This window comes from Vibrio scophthalmi LMG 19158, from assembly GCF_000222585.1.
Classification (GTDB): Bacteria; Pseudomonadota; Gammaproteobacteria; order Enterobacterales; family Vibrionaceae; genus Vibrio; species Vibrio scophthalmi.
This window is the reverse complement of the sequence record NZ_AFWE01000203.1, coordinates 1-18,294: the sequence shown is the minus strand read 5'-3', so window position 1 is coordinate 18,294 and position 18,294 is coordinate 1. Positions and strand designations below refer to the sequence as shown.

The following is an 18,294-nucleotide window of genomic DNA, read 5'->3' as shown; positions in this document are numbered from 1 at the left end:
GTCGCTCATGACAGCGTAACCAATTCACTCCACTCGCGTTGCGAGTCACTTACGCTTTTGACGCGGTCGATAGCAAGGTACCCGCGCCGATAAAAACACCACCTGTCACGCGATTAAACAGTTTTGCCCTACCCTTTGCAAAAAGCCAATTAGAGGATTTAGCCCCCAACAAGGCATAGATAGCAAGCCAGGAAAATTCCATGATCATAAAGGTGGCGGTAAAGATTATGTATTGAGCCAAAAGTGGTGCGTTTGGGTCGATAAACTGGGGAAACAAAGCCGTAAAAAATAGAATCGCTTTGGGATTACTGCTGCCCACTATAAAGCCGGAAATATAGTGTTTAACTGGCGCTTGCTCTGGCGTCTCTTGCTCTTCACCCAATTGGTACTCTTGCTCTTTGGACGAAATCGCTTTAATTCCTAGATATATCAAATACGCAGCCCCGGTGTATTTAATGATGTTAAACGTCAACTCTGATGAGGCGATAACTAAGCCAAGCCCAGTAAATGATAAGGTTAAGATAACTGTGATGGCCGTTAAGCTGCCAAGCGCGGTATAAACACCCATGCGAAAACCTTGCGTGACACCTTTAGTCATGCAAAGTAGTGAACTTGGGCCCGGAGAAGCCGTCAAAATAAGAACAGCGACCAGATATAGTGTCCAAGTCTCCAAGCTCATCGCCGAACCGAGGTGCATAAAACTGTTCGATAATGTAAATGATGACATAACTCTCTCCCTGTGAGTTTCCGCATTACTTCCTGTAATACTGATAATCCCTAAATTCAACAAATTTTACGGCGCTTGTCTATAAGACGTAGGTCTATAAACACCCGCCATAAAACGGCTTCATCGGCGCTCTTTCACAATGCATCTGTCATAGCGTTTCTTTCATAAACGCACACTAAGATATTCCAGACATAAAAAAACCGAGCCCTTGAGCTCGGTTCTTATTTATGCTTTTCAATTACGCTTCAGAATCATCTTCTGCAGTGTCATCTTCAGCTGAATCGTTTAATTCAGTGTTCGTCACTTGCGGTGCTTCTTCCGATGCTGTTGCTTCTACAACTTCACCTTCTTCGCCCTCAAGCAATTCAACTTCGTCAATCTCATCAATGCGTTGCAGACCAACGACGTTTTCATCAGCTGCAGTACGGATCAGAGTCACACCTTGGGTATTTCGGCCAACTTGGCTTACTTCCGCCACGCGTGTACGAACCAGCGTACCTGCGTCAGTGATCATCATCATCTCATCGCCTTCTTCAACTTGAACAGCACCAACTACAGGGCCATTACGTTCAGAAACTTTGATAGAAACAACACCTTGCGTTGCACGACCTTTGGTTGGGTACTCAGCAAGTTCCGTACGTTTACCGTAACCATTTTGCGTCACTGTTAGGATGTCACCTTCATTTGAAGGAACAATCAACGACACTACTTGGTCTTCGTCAGCCAGTCTCATACCGCGAACACCCGCCGCAGTACGACCCATAGCACGTACTTTATCTTCGCTAAAGCGAACAACTTTACCTGCTTTCGAGAACAGCATAATGTCGCTTTGACCATCCGTAATATCTACGCCAATCAAAGAGTCATCATCACGTAGGTTCACTGCGATCAAACCATTTGAACGTACGTTAGCGAACTGGTTCAGAGGTGTCTTCTTAACCGTACCGTCACCAGTAGCCATGAAGATAAACTTATCAGCACTGAATTCAGACACAGGTAGAATTGCCGTAATACGTTCACCTTCTTCTAGAGGAAGAATGTTAACGATAGGCTTACCACGAGCAGTACGACTCGCTAGAGGCAATTGGTATACTTTCAGACGGTACGTTTTACCACGAGTAGAGAAACATAGGATGTTATCGTGAGTATTGGCAACAAGCAGACGCTCGATGTAATCCTCTTCCTTCATCTTCGTTGCACTCTTACCTTTACCACCACGGCGTTGAGCTTCGTAGTCACTTAGGATTTGGTACTTAACGTAACCTTCATGAGATAGCGTAACCACAACGTCTTCACGTGCAATCAGCTCTTCCATGTCGATGTCATGACTCGCGGCGGTGATTTCTGTACGACGAGCATCGCCGTAAGCTTCACGTACCAACTCAAGCTCTTCACGAATCACTTCCATCAAACGCTCAGTGCTTGCAAGGATATGCATTAGCTCAGCGATTTCTTCTAGTAGTGCTTTGTATTCATCTAGAATCTTCTCGTGCTCTAGACCGGTTAGACGGTGTAGACGAAGTTCTAGAATGGCTTGTGCTTGAGTCTCAGTTAAGAAGTATTGGCCATCACGAATACCGAACTCTGGCTCTAACCAATCTGGACGCGCTGCGTCGTTGCCAGCACTTTCAAGCATCGCTGCTACGTTGCCAAGGTCCCAACCACGAGCAATTAGCCCTGCTTTCGCTTCGGCTGGTGTTGCTGCGTTACGAATCAGCTCGATGATTTCATCGATATTCGCCAGAGCAAGCGCAAGCGCTTCAAGGATATGTGCGCGCTCGCGTGCTTTCTTCAATTCAAAGATAGTACGGCGAGTCACCACTTCACGGCGGTGGTCAACGAAGCACTTCAACATCTCTTTTAGGTTGAATAACTTAGGCTGACCATGGTCTAGCGCAACCATGTTGATACCGAAAGTCGTTTGCAGCTGAGTTTGAGCGTAAAGGTTGTTTAGAACCACTTCACCGACTGCATCACGCTTACATTCAATAACAATACGCATACCATCTTTATCAGATTCGTCACGTAATGCACTGATGCCTTCTACTTTCTTGTCTTTAACCAGCTCCGCGATTTTTTCAATCAAGCGAGCTTTGTTCACTTGGTACGGGATTTCACTAACAATAATGGTTTCGCGACCATTTTTCTCAGTTTCGATCTCCGCTTTTGAGCGCATGTAGATCTTACCGCGACCCGTTTTGTATGCATCGACGATGCCTTTACGGCCGCTGATCAAAGCTGCTGTTGGGAAGTCTGGGCCTGGGATGTAATCCATCAGCTCATCAATCGTAATTTCTTCGTTATTGATGTATGCCAAACAGCCGTCAATCACTTCCGTCAGGTTATGCGGAGGAATGTTTGTTGCCATACCTACTGCGATACCGGAAGAACCGTTTACCAATAGGTTAGGAATTTTTGTCGGTAGAACCGCTGGGATCTGTTCCGTGCCGTCATAGTTCGGTACGAAATCGACAGTTTCTTTCTCAAGATCCGTCAACAACTCACCGGCGATTTTTGACATACGAACTTCGGTGTAACGCATTGCCGCTGCTGAATCGCCATCGACTGAACCAAAGTTGCCTTGACCGTCAACTAGCATATAGCGTAGTGAGAACGGCTGCGCCATACGAACAATCGATTCGTATACTGCAATATCACCGTGTGGGTGATATTTACCGATTACGTCGCCAACAACACGGGCAGATTTTTTATATGGTTTATTCCAATCGTTGCCTAGTACATTCATCGCGAATAGAACGCGGCGGTGTACTGGTTTTAGGCCATCACGCACATCAGGAAGAGCACGACCCACGATGACTGACATCGCGTAGTCGAGGTATGAACCTCTAAGCTCATCTTCAATGTTTACGGGCGTGATCTCTTTAGCTAAATCGCTCATAGAGCCATTATCCCTCTATTTTCAGATCGTAAATACGATTCGTGTAAGGTGCAAAAATATAACATATAAATCGTCACTTCGGCATCACTTTCCCTCTCCTTTTATCAGGTTGTGAGCTTTGTTGTGATTCAACTGCTGAGAATTTGCACACAGTGCATATATGCCGCTGATTAGTGGTTACATTTTCAGCAGTTTTGGAGAAAACTTGCTTTGACTATGGAGAGGAAGCATTTTGTCGCTATAATGCCAAACGAAGTTTGCCAAATAGATAGATGGATTATGACAAAAACACAAAACGTAGATCCGAGCGAGATCAAAAAGTTTGAAGAGATGGCGTCACGCTGGTGGGATTTAGAGGGGGAATTCAAACCTCTGCACCAAATCAACCCTTTGCGTTTGAACTACGTAATGGAATGCGCAGATGGTCTATTTGGTAAGAAAGTACTTGATGTTGGTTGTGGCGGCGGCATCCTCGCTGAAAGCATGGCGCGTGAAGGTGCTATCGTCACCGGTTTAGATATGGGTAAAGAGCCACTTGAAGTCGCTCGTCTTCACGCGCTTGAAACCGGCACTAAATTAGATTACATCCGTAGCACAATTGAAGACCACGCGGTTGAACATGCCGGTACATACGATGTAGTGACCTGTATGGAAATGCTTGAGCACGTACCAGACCCACTTTCAGTGATTCGATCTTGTGCTGCATTGGTTAAGCCTAACGGCCACGTTTTTTTCTCCACACTAAACCGCAATATCAAATCGTACCTATTCGCGATCGTCGGTGCAGAAAAACTATTGAAAATCGTGCCTGATGGTACTCATGACCACGAAAAATTCATTCGTCCATCTGAGATGATCAAAATGATCGATCAAACGGATCTTATTGAATTAGGCATTACTGGCTTACATTATAACCCAATCACTGGCCGTTATAAGTTAGGCAAGAACGTCGACGTTAATTATATCGTCCACACCTGCAAAACAGACGCTTGATGAACGTTTAACCAATTTGAGGCGGTCGCACAAAATGTCCGCCTTTTTTGAGTTTTTTTGCATGTTTTTCGTGCGATCGATTCCACTTTGTACAGCAACAAAATCACACTCAATTTTTCTCGAAGATCAAGATATTTATTTTTGTTTACGGTTAAGTTTAAACCGATTCAAAAACGGTATTTTTATACCTTCAAATCCGGCCTTATTTCGTGAGTTAGTATCCACTTACTGTTTTTTTTGTTTTTGTCAGTTATCCACAAGTCATCCAAGATCTTCAACTTGAAAATCGTCCCCGATAGCACTATCTTGTAACCCGCAGACAAGATTACCCCTATATCTTGTGTTTGCACTACAATATATAGATAGATTTTGCTCGCAAAGCCGAACACGATTTTACAACAATTACACGAAAATTCGGCTTTAATCAGTTTTGTTAGGGAAAAGAATCAGAATGAACCAACAACTCACCGTCACCAAGCGCGATGGCCGCAAAGAAAATATTGATCTAGAAAAACTTCACCGTGTAATTACATGGGCAGCCGAAGGTCTAGATAACGTTTCAGTTTCACAGGTAGAACTAAAAGCTCACATTCAGTTCTACGACGGCATCACGACCTCTGACATTCACGAGACCATCATTAAGTCTGCAGCCGACTTAATCTCTGAAGAAACGCCAGACTATCAATACCTAGCCGCTCGTCTTGCCGTATTCCACCTACGTAAAAAAGCGTATGGTCAATATGAGCCACCAGCGCTATTCGATCACGTTTCTCGTCTGGTAGAAATGGGCAAGTACGATAGCCACATTCTGGAAGATTACACCAAAGCAGAACTTAATGAGCTTGGTGCTTACCTTCAGCATACACGCGATCTTGACTTTTCATACGCGGCGGTAAAACAGCTCGAAGGTAAATACTTCGTGCAAAACCGTGTCTCTGGCGAAATTTATGAAAGTGCTCAGTTCCTTTATATCTTGGTGTCTGCTTGTTTATTCGCTAATTATCCAAAAGAAACTCGTCTTGACTACGTTAAGCGTTTCTACGATGCGACTTCAACATTCAAAATTTCTTTACCTACACCGATCATGTCTGGTGTACGTACCCCTACTCGTCAGTTCAGCTCATGTGTTCTTATCGAGTGTGGTGATAGCTTAGATTCAATCAACGCAACGGCAAGCTCAATTGTTCGTTACGTTTCTCAACGTGCTGGTATTGGTATCAACGCGGGTCGTATTCGTGCGCTCGGTTCTGAAATCCGTGGCGGTGAAGCATTCCACACTGGTTGTATCCCGTTCTACAAATACTTCCAAACGGCAGTTAAATGCTGTTCTCAAGGTGGTGTTCGTGGTGGTGCTGCGACTGTGTTCTACCCAATGTGGCACGGCGAAGCGCGTTCTTTGATGATTCTAAAGAACAACCGTGGCGTTGAAGAGAACCGTGTTCGTCATATGGACTACGGTGTACAGCTGAACAAGCTGATGTACCAACGTTTAGTTCAAGGCGGCAACATTACCCTATTCTCGCCATCTGACGTTCCGGGCCTATATGATGCGTTCTTCGAAAACCAAGCGGAATTCGAGCGTCTATACGTACAGTACGAAAATGATCCAGCGATCAAAAAAGAGAGCGTAAAAGCGATCGAAATGTTCTCTTTGCTAATGCAAGAGCGTGCATCAACGGGTCGTATCTACATTCAAAACGTAGACCACTGTAATACTCACAGCCCGTTTGATTCAGAAGTCGCACCAATTCGCCAATCAAATCTATGTTTGGAGATTGCACTACCAACCAAACCTTTGGTTAACGTTGAAGATGACTCTGGCGAAATCGCCCTTTGTACTCTTTCAGCCTTCAACCTTGGTAAAATCAACGAACTGGATGATCTGCAAGAATTGTCTGAGCTTGTGGTTCGTGCCCTAGATGCTTTGCTGGATTACCAAGACTACCCGCTACCAGCGGCGTACAAGTCAACCATGAACCGTCGTACCTTAGGTGTGGGTGTTATCAACTACGCATACTACCTAGCGAAAAACGGCGTGAAATACTCAGACGGCAGCGCGAACGGTCTTACTCACCGTACGTTCGAAGCGATTCAATACTACCTATTGAAAGCGTCTGTTGAGCTGGCTAAAGAGCAAGGCAAGTGCCCACTGTTTGATGAAACAAACTATGCGAAAGGCCTATTGCCTATCGACACTTACAAGAAAGATATCGACCTTATCTGTGATGAAGCACTGCATTACGATTGGGATGAACTTCGCCAAGAAATTATGACTCACGGTCTGCGTAACTCTACCCTAACCGCGCTAATGCCATCTGAGACCTCTTCTCAGATCTCTAACGCGACCAACGGTATCGAGCCACCACGTGGTTATGTTTCGGTTAAAGCTTCTAAAGACGGTATCTTGAAGCAGGTTGTACCTGACTTCGTTAACCTAAAAGACAATTACGAGCTACTTTGGAACATCGGTTCAAACGATGGTTACTTACACCTAGTCGGTATCATGCAAAAATTCGTAGACCAAGCGATCTCTGCCAATACCAACTACGACCCAAGCCGTTTTGAAAGCGGTAAAGTACCGATGACGAAGTTGCTACAAGATTTGCTGACCGCATACAAATATGGTGTGAAGACGCTTTACTACCACAACACTCGCGATGGCGCTAAAGACGATCAGAAAGATGCAGTTCAACCTGTAGAAGAAGATTGTGAAGGCGGCGGCTGTAAGATCTAATCTCAGCTCAGTAACTCTATAGAACATTTATTAATAACGAACATACGCCCCTTGAGATTCGAGGGGCTTAAAAGGAATTGAGGCATCATGGCTTACAGTACTTTTAACCATACAAAAAACGACCAACTAAAAGAACCTATGTTTCTTGGTCAATCGGTTAACGTTGCACGCTACGACCAACAAAAATTTGAAATTTTCGAAAAACTGATCGAAAAACAACTTTCTTTCTTCTGGCGTCCAGAAGAAGTTGATGTATCGAGCGACCGTATTGACTACAACAAGTTACCCGATCATGAAAAACACATTTTCATCTCTAACTTGAAGTACCAAACACTGTTGGATTCAATCCAAGGCCGTAGTCCAAACGTTGCCCTACTTCCGCTGGTATCTTTACCAGAGCTAGAAACTTGGATTGAAACATGGTCGTTCTCTGAAACGATCCACTCGCGTTCGTACACGCATATCATTCGTAACATCGTTAACGATCCAGGTCTTATCTTCGATGACATCGTTGAGAATGAGCACATTCTGAAACGCGCAAAAGACATCGCTCGTTACTACGATGACTTGATCGAAATGACCAATGATTATCACCGTTACGGCGAAGGGACTCATCAAATCAACGGCGAAGAAGTAAAAATCAGCAAGTACGAGCTGAAGAAGAAACTTTACGTTTGTTTGATGTCCGTGAACGCACTAGAAGCAATTCGTTTCTACGTTAGCTTTGCTTGTTCGTTTGCCTTTGCAGAACGTGAACTGATGGAAGGTAACGCAAAAATCATCAAGCTCATTGCTCGTGATGAAGCACTGCACCTAACTGGCACACAGCACATGATTAACATCTTGCGTAATGGCCAAGATGACTTCTCATTCATGCAAGTGGCTGAAGAGTGTAAACAAGAATGTTTTGACTTGTTTAAAGAAGCGGCTGAGCAAGAAAAAGAGTGGGCTGAATACCTATTCAAAGACGGCTCAATGATTGGTTTGAACAAAGACATTCTATGTCAATACGTTGAGTACATCACTAACGTACGCATGAATGCTGTTGGTCTGCCAACGGCTTACCCAGAAGCAACCTCTAACCCAATTCCATGGATTAATGCTTGGTTGTCTTCAGATAACGTACAGGTTGCACCACAAGAAGCTGAGATTTCATCTTACCTTGTTGGCCAAATTGAAAGCGATGCGAAAGCTGACGACTTTAAGGATTTCGAACTGTAATGGCTAAAGTCAAAATCAACGGACTGCATACCATCACGACCAACGCATCTAATACTTTATTAGAAACAATGGAAGCTGCTGGCATGGAAGTCGAATACAACTGCCGAGATGGTCATTGCGGTGCTTGCCGCTGCAAGCTAAGCTCAGGTGAAGTTGAATATGTTGGTTTTGCTATGGCATATACGCAAGAAGATGAAATCTTACCTTGTGTGACAAGAGCCAAAAGTGATGTGGCCTTAGAAGCGGTTGCTTACAAGCTCAAAGAGAAACGTGCTTAGCGTTGTTTCTGTTCGATATTATCAATAATAAGGCCAGCAATCGCTGGCCTTATTATTAATCAAATCTATAATCGCTGTATACATCGTATTGCCGATGGTTCCCACAACGACACCAATTAATCGATATCGACACCTAATAGAAGCTGATCTGCCGTTCCCATTGAGATTGCTTTTCCGGCCACTTCACGACCGCCATCATCAAATAGCGACAAACGATACCCCATCTCTTGCTGATGCTCGTCTTCCTCAGGAGCACGACGCCAAATCGAATGAGCATCATGATATTTGCGGCTCGATGCCTCCCCTAAGATAACTTTTTGACTTGCCACTTGGTACCACACTAAGATCTTCGACTGTTGATACATGCCACCCTCCTTGTGCATTTTGGCAGAAGAACATTCAGTTTAAGATCAAATGAAAACTTTGCCTGTCGCAAAAAGAAGAATTATTAAATTATCCTTTAAATTCAGATAATTAGAGCTTAGATGATTTTCTTCTAAGCTCTACACAATTGAGGCAGTTTTAGACTTGATTCAACATTGGATCACGTTAGAAACGTGAGTTTAAAACGCTTTGAGGGATATACATTTCTTTTTCACGCGTCAAAGAACTGTATTGGGCAAACATGGTTTTACTCGATAAATAGCGACGCAACATATCAGCGGCAATCGTCGTGATCAGTAATGCTTGATCATCACGATTATAAACTCGGTTAAACGACAAAGTTTGTCCCCACTCGCCTTCTGGGGTTGCTAAGGCCAAAGTAAAGGTTTTTTCTATCAACTGCCCCGTTACAATCGCAATGTCAGTGGCGCATTTATCTTTGGTTGCTCCTGCGAGAGCGAGTGTTTCCGCTAAAACATCACTTTCATTACCGCCCACGGAAACCTGACCACCCAGCACCCAACCATGGCCACAATACTCAGCGGCTTTTTCATTAGAGTGTAACCAGGTTGCTAAACGGCCCTGCGTTGAACGCTCAGCAACTGAAATAGAAAACTTCTTATCGCTGATCAAATTGCCTACGTGAGCATGCATGGGTTCATCTACGCTCACCACGCTGCCATCAATCAATTTGAAAATCAGCTGCATCAATTTTAGGCGCGTATCCAACTCCCCTTTAGGGCCAAACAATTTGACTTCGATAAACGGTAAATATGAGCGATAACCAAGACTATAACCGGATGGTAATTGCACTTTATCCAGCTTGTCAGATAAAGCAGATTCCGACGTGCCTAAGGTATATAAACGACTGCAATCAAGACCAAGTACATCACGATGCTGTAACTTCATATCTGGGATGATTTGCTCAAGAGTCATACGCTTAAATTCGCTTGGCACACCCGGTGTAAAGTAAAAGTCGCATTCATTGATGCGCATTTTAAAGCCACATGCCGTTCCTATCGGGTTGTCGAGAAGCGTCGAGCCGACTGGCAGCATAGCTTGTTTACGATTGCTTTCTGGCATGCTCATACCACGAGAAGCGAAAAAAGCTTCTAGACGCTCTAACCATTGCGGATAGAGTTCAAGATCCACCTCAGCGGCAACCGCAGCGGCTTCCGTACTGACATCATCACAAGTTGGTCCTAAACCACCATTGACCACTACAATATCGCTGTTAAAACTCAGCATTAACAGTTCTTCCGCAAGTGATCCAAGCGAGTCTCCCACTGTAGAGCGCTTTGTTAATGCGAAACCTTTTTGAAAAAACTGCTCAGACAGCCAAGCTGCGTTGGTATCGACAATATCGCCGTGTAATACCTCTTCGCCGGTGCTTAGCATTGCTATTTTTAACATAACTTTCCTTAAAATAAGAAAATTTAACGACTATCTATTTATATTTTAACAAAAAACCACTATTTTCTATAACGGTATCGTTCAGTAAAATTTCGCTAAATTATTGTTTCTAAGTAGGCGAAATTATTAGATAATTGTGACGATAATCACTAAATATAATAGACGTGGAGTCGTTACGTGCTAAATAAAAACCTCGGTGCTTTGATGTTATCGCTTTCAGCTTGTGCCAATGCTAATGACATAAATGGACACTATGAGTTTTCATATACCGTTGACTCTCAACTTAATGAGCATCTTTATAGCAATAGCTATGGTTATTCACAACCTACAGATGCATTTTCATTAAGTTATGACGACTCACAATTAGATCTCAGTGACCCAGAATTACCAAGATACCTGCAAGTTTCAGATGGCCGTGACTGGCAATACCTTAAAGAACAGACTTATACCGTATTAGGTTTGAGCGTCGTTACCGTCGGTTTGATGACCATGCTACCTGAATCAATCACCAAATGGGATGAAGAAGATCGCGACATCGCCAATCTCGGTAAAAAATGGGCCGATAACGTCAGTGCCGGCCCAGTTTGGGATCGTGATGAGCACGTCCTGAATTATGTGATGCATCCGTATTTTGGTGGCGTCTACTACACAGCTGCGCGACATGCCGGTTTTAACGAGTTTGATTCCTTCCTCTATTCTGCCGTTTTATCGACTTTTTTCTGGGAATACGGTGTCGAAGCATTTGCTGAAGTCCCATCGTGGCAAGATCTCTTTATCACTCCATTTTTTGGTGCTGTAGTCGGCGAATTGATGTTTGAAACTGAGCAAGATATTGTCGCATCCGGTGGCGAAGTGCTTGGTTCCGAAACCATGGGCGACGTAACCCTATTTTTCCTCAATCCTGTCGGCCATATTCATGGTTGGGTTTCTGGTGCTTGGGGTGGCAGTGCTGACTTTCAATTTAGCAGCAAACCTTGGTTTGGTAATCAAGACGCGGCCAAGTTTGCCCTAGATGCCGGTGCCAACTACGACAGTCAGTTCTATGGAATGGAACTCAAGGTGACTTTCTAACTCGTCACTCGAGACAATGATTTTCATATCAAGCGGTTCTACGAACCGCTTTTTTTGTGCTTGATATTTGATATTGGTAAGCCAGATCTCAAATTAGGGCAAAAAATTGACCTAAATCAAACGCTAGAGCGTGTTGGCTTCTACACTGAATATATCGGCAATACGCTCTGTAAGCACAATTTAGAGCGATTGCGCCCCGCTCCGCACAAGCATTTTGGAGGTAAATTATGACGACAACTTTCATTGCTAACTTCGTCGGTAAAGCGACGCCTGCAACGATTAAACAGCTCGCAGCTGTCACACATGAAAATGGCGGCAAGTGGTTAATAAGCAAAGTAAACTTTATTGAAGAGCAAGTCGCAGCTGTGATTAAAGTTGAGCTCCCTACTGAAAATGCACAGATCGTTCAAGATGCGTTCAAGCAACAACCTGATTTACTCGTACAAATTGTTGAGGCAGACAACCTAAAACACAGCGCTGAGCGTATTTTCCAATTGAGACTCGATGCCAATGACCGCGCCGGTATCGTCAATGAGATAACCCAAGTGCTAGATGGCCAAGGGATTAACATTCTCGATATGGATTGCCAACGCGTATTCATCGCCGGTGGTGGTGGTATTAGCTCTAGCCTATTCACCTCAACCATCGCATTGCGCTTGCCAAGTGATGTCGAAATAGCCGATGTAGCCAAAGAGCTCGAATCTCTAAGTGAGGATACTCGGGTCATCGTTGAGCAGTAGCTGCCTTCAAACCCAGTGAACAAACCGAGCCAGCAAGTGCTTTACTAATAAAAAACTTAGTAAAATCCGTACCAATTCTATGAAAGGAAGCTATCAGCTTCCTTTTTTTTGCTTAAAATTTGCACTAGATAACACTCCTCTCTTTTTCTGCCCAATATCACATTTTTCCAGCCACTATTTACCTAGAACCTACATTAATAACACTAAAGTGGTAGTTAATTTGCAGTATACGACCCAATAGCCAAAGGAGCGCGCTATGATATCGAAGCTCAATAACATTAAAGTTAGCCATAAACTGACCATCATTATTATTGCCAGTATTATCGGCTCTCTTTGCTTATTATTTATCGCGAGTAAAAGCCTGAAGGACAATTTAATCTCAGAGCGAGAGGCAAGACTCAGTGCCGTAATCGACAGTACTCTCTCACAAATCCGCCACCTAGAACAAACCTTACCTAAAACGACCGCCCAGCGAGAAGCAAAAAACCTGATTCGTGCATTACGCTTTGATGGCAATAATTATCTATTCGTGATGAACGAGCAAAGAAAAGTTCTCGCTCATCCTATTCGGCCCGATCTTGAGGGCCAGCAAATGGGAAATCAGCGTAACGAACGCGAACAGTTCTGGTTTGAAATGGTTGATACTGCGCGAAATGGTGGTTCTGGAGCTGTTACTTACCCTTGGCAAAATCAATCAGGGGCGTCTGCCGACAAACTCTCAATAGTAAAAGGCTACCCTTCTTGGGGATGGATACTTGGCTCAGGAATGCTGCTTGATGACATCAACACTTCTATTCTCTCCCAACTTATCAAGATGGCCATCGCATCACTAACGGTCATCTTCGTCATGGCGACTCTCGGTCTCCTCATTACACGCTCGATTGTTGGGCCAATGGCTAAAATCAATCAAACGATGGCACTGGTTGCAAAAGGAGATTTGACTGCAAAGGTGCCTGTCATTGGCAAGGATGAAATTGGTAAGGTCGCAGAACATATCAACGCCAGTGTTAACGCAGTCAACCACGCACTGGCAGAGTCTGCACAAGGTTCACAAAACGTAGCTCATGTTGCTGCTCAAATAGCGTCTTCTGCCGAGGAAACCAGCCATGCCGTATCAGCACAACAAGATCAACTCACCCAACTCGCCACCGCGATGAATCAAATGAGTGCGACCGTGGCTGACGTTGCGAGCCATGCTGAAGAGACTGCTCATGACACGCGAGATGCGACCTATGAAGCCGGCATGGGTGATAAAGATGTTCACTCCAGCGTCGATTGTATTAAGTCTTTGTCTGATGAGTTGGTACACGCTTCCGATCAAGTCAGCAAACTCAAACAAGGGGTGATGGAAATTGGCGATGTGACTGCTGTGATTAGCGGCATCTCTGAGCAAACCAACTTACTAGCGTTAAACGCGGCGATTGAGGCTGCTCGAGCAGGTGATCAAGGACGTGGCTTTGCTGTTGTTGCCGATGAAGTACGCAATCTAGCCAGCCGAACCCATGATTCGACGAAGGAAATACAAACAACCATCGACCAGCTGCAACAACTGGCTATTTCCACCGTTTCAGCAATGGAAACCAGCCAGTCATTGGCACAAAATAGCGTTGAGTTAGCGGAGAAAGCTGGCAGCGATCTCGATATGATCGTGAGCCATATACAACATGTCAGCGATAAAGCAATGCAAATTGCTACCGCTGCGGAAGAGCAAAGTTCCGTCGCAGAAGATATGAACCGCAATGTTACTGGAATTAATGATTCCGCGGTCGAAATGTCCCACGCCGCCAACTATTTAGCTCAAGAGAGTGAAAGTTTAGCCGATCTTTCTCACCAACTAGACCAAACTCTTGCTCGCTTTAAAATCGCCTAAATTCTCACGAGCATTAGCAAACTCACATATATCTGGCCTAACAACTTAACCATAGTCAGATTCAAAAAAGCCCGCAAATGCGGGCTAAATCTCTAGTTAACGCTCCACAGGCTGAGTGTGCGTTTAAAATCTGAATAATCGAATTGATTGATTTTCTCTACTTCGCCATTACTACGTTGGCAATAGACACTAGGCATACGTAAGCCATTAAACCAATTGAGCTTGACCATGGTGTAACCCGCACTGTCTAAGATATGAAGCCGTTGTCCGATCTCAAGTGGAGCGGCAAAACGTGCCACACAAAACTGATCGCCCGCCAAACAAGAACAAGAACCAATAATGTACTCATGCGCCCCAGATTCATCGGCTTCAAGTAGCGAGGCAGGCTCATTGTAGATCAGCGTATCTAAGCGGTGCGCTTCTGTTGCCGAGTCGACAATTGCGGTTTTCTTGCCGTTATCGACAATATCCACCACCGTGACAACTAAGTCTGTTGTTTGGGTAATGATTGCCTCGCCCGGCTCCAAATAAAGTTGCACCCCATGTTTGGTTGAGAACGATTTCAATGCCAAAGCTAACTTATCGATATCATAGCCCGGCCATGTGAAGAAGACCCCTCCGCCTAAGCTAACCCAGTCCAACTGGTCTAAATACGTACCAAAATTAAGTGATATCGCGTCTAAAAGCGCGATAAATGCATCAACATCTTTGTTCTCACAGTTCATGTGGAACATCACGCCATTGATTGAATCAAACACCACAGGGTCGATATGATCAGTTTGTACACCTAAGCGAGAATACTGACGAGCCGGGTTCGCCAGATCTTGACCAGCATAACTAACACCGGGATTCAAACGTAAACCCAGTGAGGCTTTACCCTCGACAATATGGCGATAGGCGGCAAGTTGAGACTGTGAGTTAAAAATCATCTTATCGCAGATATCTGCCACATCACGCACATCATCTTCACTGTAACCAACACTATAGGCGTGTGTTTCCCCCCCAAAAGTTTCATAACCTAACTTCACTTCGTAGGGCCCGGAGCTTGTCGTACCATCAAGATAAGGTTTGATAATGTCAAATACGCCCCACGTTGAAAAACACTTCAACGCTAAGACTAACTTTACGCCAGACGCTTCTTTTAGGCGCTTCGCTTTTTCTAGGTTTTCGACCAACTTATCTTCGTTAATCATGAAGTAAGGGGTTTTAAAATCGTTCTGCTGCATATAATCCTTTCTCGCCTTCTGTCTGTATGAAGGCGCTATATGTAATTTTTGTTATTCCAGATCATCTCTCAAACATAAGTACGAATCTCGCCTCCAAAGGCAAGATCCCGTATCACGCTCGTGCCTCGCTGCACGGGATGACCAATGACAGAGAAATATTCAATCTAACCGCAGTCGTCATTCCGGATTGTGCCCCAAGCACAAATCCGGAATCTTAGCCCCTAAAGGCAAGATCCCGAATCATGCTGAGTACCTAACTCTCACAGAGCAATATCAACGCTTATTTCAGCGTATGAATCTCAGGCTGACCTGGTTCTAACTCTTGTACACCCCACGTCAAACCAATTGATGGCATGGTTTCAAGAAACGGATCCGGGTCAAGCTGTTCCATATTAAACACCCCGGCGTCTGCCCACTCACCACGGAAGTATTGCAGCGCAGCAGTAATGGCAGGTACGCCCGTTGTGTAGGCGATCGCTTGATGCTCAACGTCGTCATACGCCACTTCATGATCGGCATTGTTATAAATGAAGACACTACGAGGTTTACCGTCTTTACGCCCTTGAACCCAAGTCCCAATGCACGTTAGTCCCGTGTACCCTGGAGCCAACGAGGTTGGATCCGGCAATAGCGCCTTAAGAACATGCAAAGGTTGAACAACCGCACCATCATGCAGAGTGAGCGGTTCTGGGCTTAGCAGGCCAATATCACGCATACAGTTAAAGTAATTGAGGTATCGGTCGCCAAAACCCATCCAAAACTCAATACGTTTAGCCGGGATAAACTCCTTCATGGAACGAACTTCATCGTGCGCCATTGAGTAAACTTTATGCGTTCCACAGTTAGGGAAATCAAACTCCAACATGCGCGAATGACAGGGAACTTGCTTCCATTCTTCATTCTCCCAGTAAAAGGAGTCACCCTGAATTTCTAACATGTTGGTTTCAGGATCGAAGTTAGTCGCAAATTTTTTACCATGGTCACCAGCATTCACATCCATTACATCGATGGTGTCAATTTCATCAAACAGGTGCTTCACAGCGTAAGCTGCAAAAACGGAAACCACACCAGGATCGAAACCTGCACCTAAAATACCGGTAATACCTGCTTGAGCGAACTTTTCGCGGTAGTCCCATTGCCAATCATAGGCTTCTGGTACTTGCTGCCCTTCACTGCATAGATCCACCGCAACAGAAGTATCAAGATACGAGACTTTCGCTCGATAACACGCTTCCATGATTGCCATGTTGACCCAAGGAGGGCCGGCATTGATTACCAAGTCAGGCTCAACCTCTTTAATCAATGCAACCAATGCATCAACATCATCCGCGTTCACCGCGCGTGCTTGCAGCAACTTGCTTGAGTCTTTGGCATTGTTTTTAGCTTTAATTGACTCAATGATTTTTTCACATTTCGCTACGGTGCGAGAAGCAATCGTAATATCACCTAATACATCGTTATTTTGCGCCGCTTTATGTGCAATTACCCAACCAACGCCACCAGCTCCAATTTGTAGAATAGCCATCGTTTTCCATTACCTCTTGTTGACTAGCTCGCTTGCTAGTGTGTTGATTTTTTCAAGTAAAGCTTCAAAGTCCGCCATGGTTAAGCACGGATTTAATAACGTGAATTTTAATGCGGATTTCCCCTCCACCACGGTTTCACCAAGCACGGCAATACCTCGTGTGAGGGCTTCTAATCGCAGGGTTTGGTTGAGCTGATCAAGATCGGTGACATCGTCACTCACCACTCGGAACAACACCGTTGATAGTGATGGCTCAGCCAAAAGCTCTAAACTCGCATCATGTCTAATTCGATCCGCCACCTGTTGAGTTTGTACAATCAAATGATCGACCATTTGCCCTAGCGCCGTAGGCCCGACACATTGCATGGTCATGAACACTTTCAGCGCATCAAATCGCTTGGTGGTTGCGATCGATTTATCAACCAAATTAGGCAACTCATCATGTTCACGATTGAGATAATCCGCGTGGTGTAGCAGGTACTTAAAGTTGGCTTTATCTTTAAGTAACACCGCGCCACAACTGATGGTTTGATAGAACAATTTATGGAAATCGACACTGACAGAATCGGCTAATTCGATACCCGCTAAGCGCGCTTTATGACTGCTTAAAATAAGCGCCCCACCATAAGCACTATCAACATGGAACCAAAGTTGATGTTGTGCGGCGAGTTGAGCAATGGCGGTAAGATCATCAATCGCGCCGTGATCGGTTGTACCGGCAGTGCCCACTACGCAGAATGGCATCAAACCTTGTTGGTTCAATTGCTCAAGCTCGGCTGCCAATGAATCGATTTTCATGGTGCCATTAGGATGGGCATCAACACAGCAAACACTCTGCTCTCCTAACCCCAGTAACGAAGCAGATTTTTGCACCGTAAAATGGGATTTTTTCGAGCACAGAATGCGAAGTTTGTTGGCAAATGTAGGTAAACCTTGCTTCTGAATAGAATGCTCTGCGAGCTTATCGGCAATGCGATCGCGAGCAAGCAGTAAGCCCATTAAATTGCTCTGCGTGCCACCACTGGTAAAAATGCCATCCGCTTGAGCGCCAAGTTGGAACTTGCCACACATCCAGTCTACGACTTTCTGTTCAACATAAGTTGCAGCAGAGGCTTGATCCCATGAATCCATTGATTGATTGAGCGCGGCGATCATCGCTTCTGCAATCACTGATGGCATTAATGGGGGCGTATGTAAATGTGCAATGCAGTTG

At 44.7% G+C, this 18,294-nt stretch carries 14 protein-coding genes; 7 read left to right on the top strand and 7 right to left on the bottom strand.

Going from position 1 to position 18,294, the window contains the following annotated elements; translation table 11 throughout:
* Window positions 1–49: 49 nt before the first annotated feature.
* Both RH88_RS17845 and gyrA read right to left on the bottom strand, forming a co-directional pair.
* Window positions 50–679, bottom strand: coding sequence for a LysE family translocator (locus RH88_RS17845; protein WP_040758023.1), 630 nt, complete (start codon window positions 677–679; stop codon window positions 50–52).
* 286 nt (window positions 680–965) lie between these two features.
* Entirely contained in the window at window positions 966–3,626 is a 2,661-nt protein-coding gene (gene gyrA / locus RH88_RS17840; protein ID WP_005598620.1) for a DNA topoisomerase (ATP-hydrolyzing) subunit A, read from the bottom strand.
* Between the two features lie 279 nt (window positions 3,627–3,905).
* Here gyrA and ubiG point away from each other — a divergent pair, with 279 nt between their 5' ends.
* The 4 genes from ubiG to yfaE all read left to right on the top strand — a co-directional run bounded on the left by ubiG (window position 3,906) and on the right by yfaE (window position 8,852).
* Window positions 3,906–4,619, top strand: a complete 714-nt coding sequence (ubiG, locus tag RH88_RS17835) for a bifunctional 2-polyprenyl-6-hydroxyphenol methylase/3-demethylubiquinol 3-O-methyltransferase UbiG (RefSeq protein ID WP_005598618.1) — start codon at window positions 3,906–3,908, stop codon at window positions 4,617–4,619.
* A 451-nt stretch (window positions 4,620–5,070) separates the two neighbouring features.
* Window positions 5,071–7,353, top strand: a complete 2,283-nt coding sequence (gene nrdA, locus RH88_RS17825) for a class 1a ribonucleoside-diphosphate reductase subunit alpha (protein ID WP_005598614.1) — start codon at window positions 5,071–5,073, stop codon at window positions 7,351–7,353.
* An 87-nt stretch (window positions 7,354–7,440) separates the two neighbouring features.
* Window positions 7,441–8,574 (top strand): class Ia ribonucleoside-diphosphate reductase subunit beta, encoded by a 1,134-nt coding sequence (gene nrdB, locus RH88_RS17820; protein ID WP_005598612.1) that lies wholly within the window; start codon window positions 7,441–7,443, stop codon window positions 8,572–8,574.
* On the top strand, window positions 8,574–8,852 hold the full coding sequence (yfaE, locus tag RH88_RS17815; protein ID WP_005598610.1) for a class I ribonucleotide reductase maintenance protein YfaE: 279 nt from the start codon (window positions 8,574–8,576) through the stop codon (window positions 8,850–8,852). Before nrdB ends, yfaE begins: the two co-directional genes overlap by 1 nt.
* A 116-nt stretch (window positions 8,853–8,968) precedes the next feature.
* On the opposite strand, the gene RH88_RS17810 is transcribed toward yfaE, so the two are convergent.
* Both RH88_RS17810 and RH88_RS17805 read right to left on the bottom strand, forming a co-directional pair.
* The gene (locus tag RH88_RS17810; RefSeq protein ID WP_005598609.1) at window positions 8,969–9,217 is read right to left on the bottom strand and encodes a hypothetical protein; all 249 of its coding nucleotides are present in this window, start codon (window positions 9,215–9,217) and stop codon (window positions 8,969–8,971) included.
* A 184-nt stretch (window positions 9,218–9,401) separates the two neighbouring features.
* The gene (locus tag RH88_RS17805) at window positions 9,402–10,649 is read right to left on the bottom strand and encodes a CinA family nicotinamide mononucleotide deamidase-related protein (RefSeq protein WP_005598607.1); all 1,248 of its coding nucleotides are present in this window, start codon (window positions 10,647–10,649) and stop codon (window positions 9,402–9,404) included.
* Between the two features lie 177 nt (window positions 10,650–10,826).
* On the opposite strand from RH88_RS17805, the gene RH88_RS17800 reads away from it, so the two are divergent.
* The 3 genes from RH88_RS17800 (at window position 10,827) to RH88_RS17790 (ending at window position 14,330) form a co-directional block, all read left to right on the top strand.
* Window positions 10,827–11,720, top strand: coding sequence for a DUF3943 domain-containing protein (locus RH88_RS17800; protein WP_005598605.1), 894 nt, complete (start codon window positions 10,827–10,829; stop codon window positions 11,718–11,720).
* Between the two features lie 227 nt (window positions 11,721–11,947).
* Window positions 11,948–12,460: a glycine cleavage system transcriptional repressor gene (locus RH88_RS17795; RefSeq protein WP_005598602.1), complete on the top strand. Its 513-nt coding sequence runs from the start codon at window positions 11,948–11,950 to the stop codon at window positions 12,458–12,460.
* A gap of 259 nt (window positions 12,461–12,719) precedes the next feature.
* Window positions 12,720–14,330, top strand: a complete 1,611-nt coding sequence (locus RH88_RS17790) for a methyl-accepting chemotaxis protein (protein ID WP_040758022.1) — start codon at window positions 12,720–12,722, stop codon at window positions 14,328–14,330.
* 92 nt (window positions 14,331–14,422) lie between these two features.
* On the opposite strand, the gene nspC is transcribed toward RH88_RS17790, so the two are convergent.
* From nspC to RH88_RS17775, 3 genes are all read right to left on the bottom strand, one after another.
* Window positions 14,423–15,556 (bottom strand): carboxynorspermidine decarboxylase, encoded by a 1,134-nt coding sequence (gene nspC, locus RH88_RS17785; RefSeq protein ID WP_005598598.1) that lies wholly within the window; start codon window positions 15,554–15,556, stop codon window positions 14,423–14,425.
* A gap of 280 nt (window positions 15,557–15,836) precedes the next feature.
* Window positions 15,837–17,081: a carboxynorspermidine synthase gene (locus RH88_RS17780; protein ID WP_005598597.1), complete on the bottom strand. Its 1,245-nt coding sequence runs from the start codon at window positions 17,079–17,081 to the stop codon at window positions 15,837–15,839.
* A 9-nt stretch (window positions 17,082–17,090) separates the two neighbouring features.
* A partial coding sequence (locus tag RH88_RS17775) for a pyridoxal phosphate-dependent decarboxylase family protein (protein WP_005598595.1) occupies window positions 17,091–18,294 on the bottom strand: 1,204 nt, incomplete at its 5' end.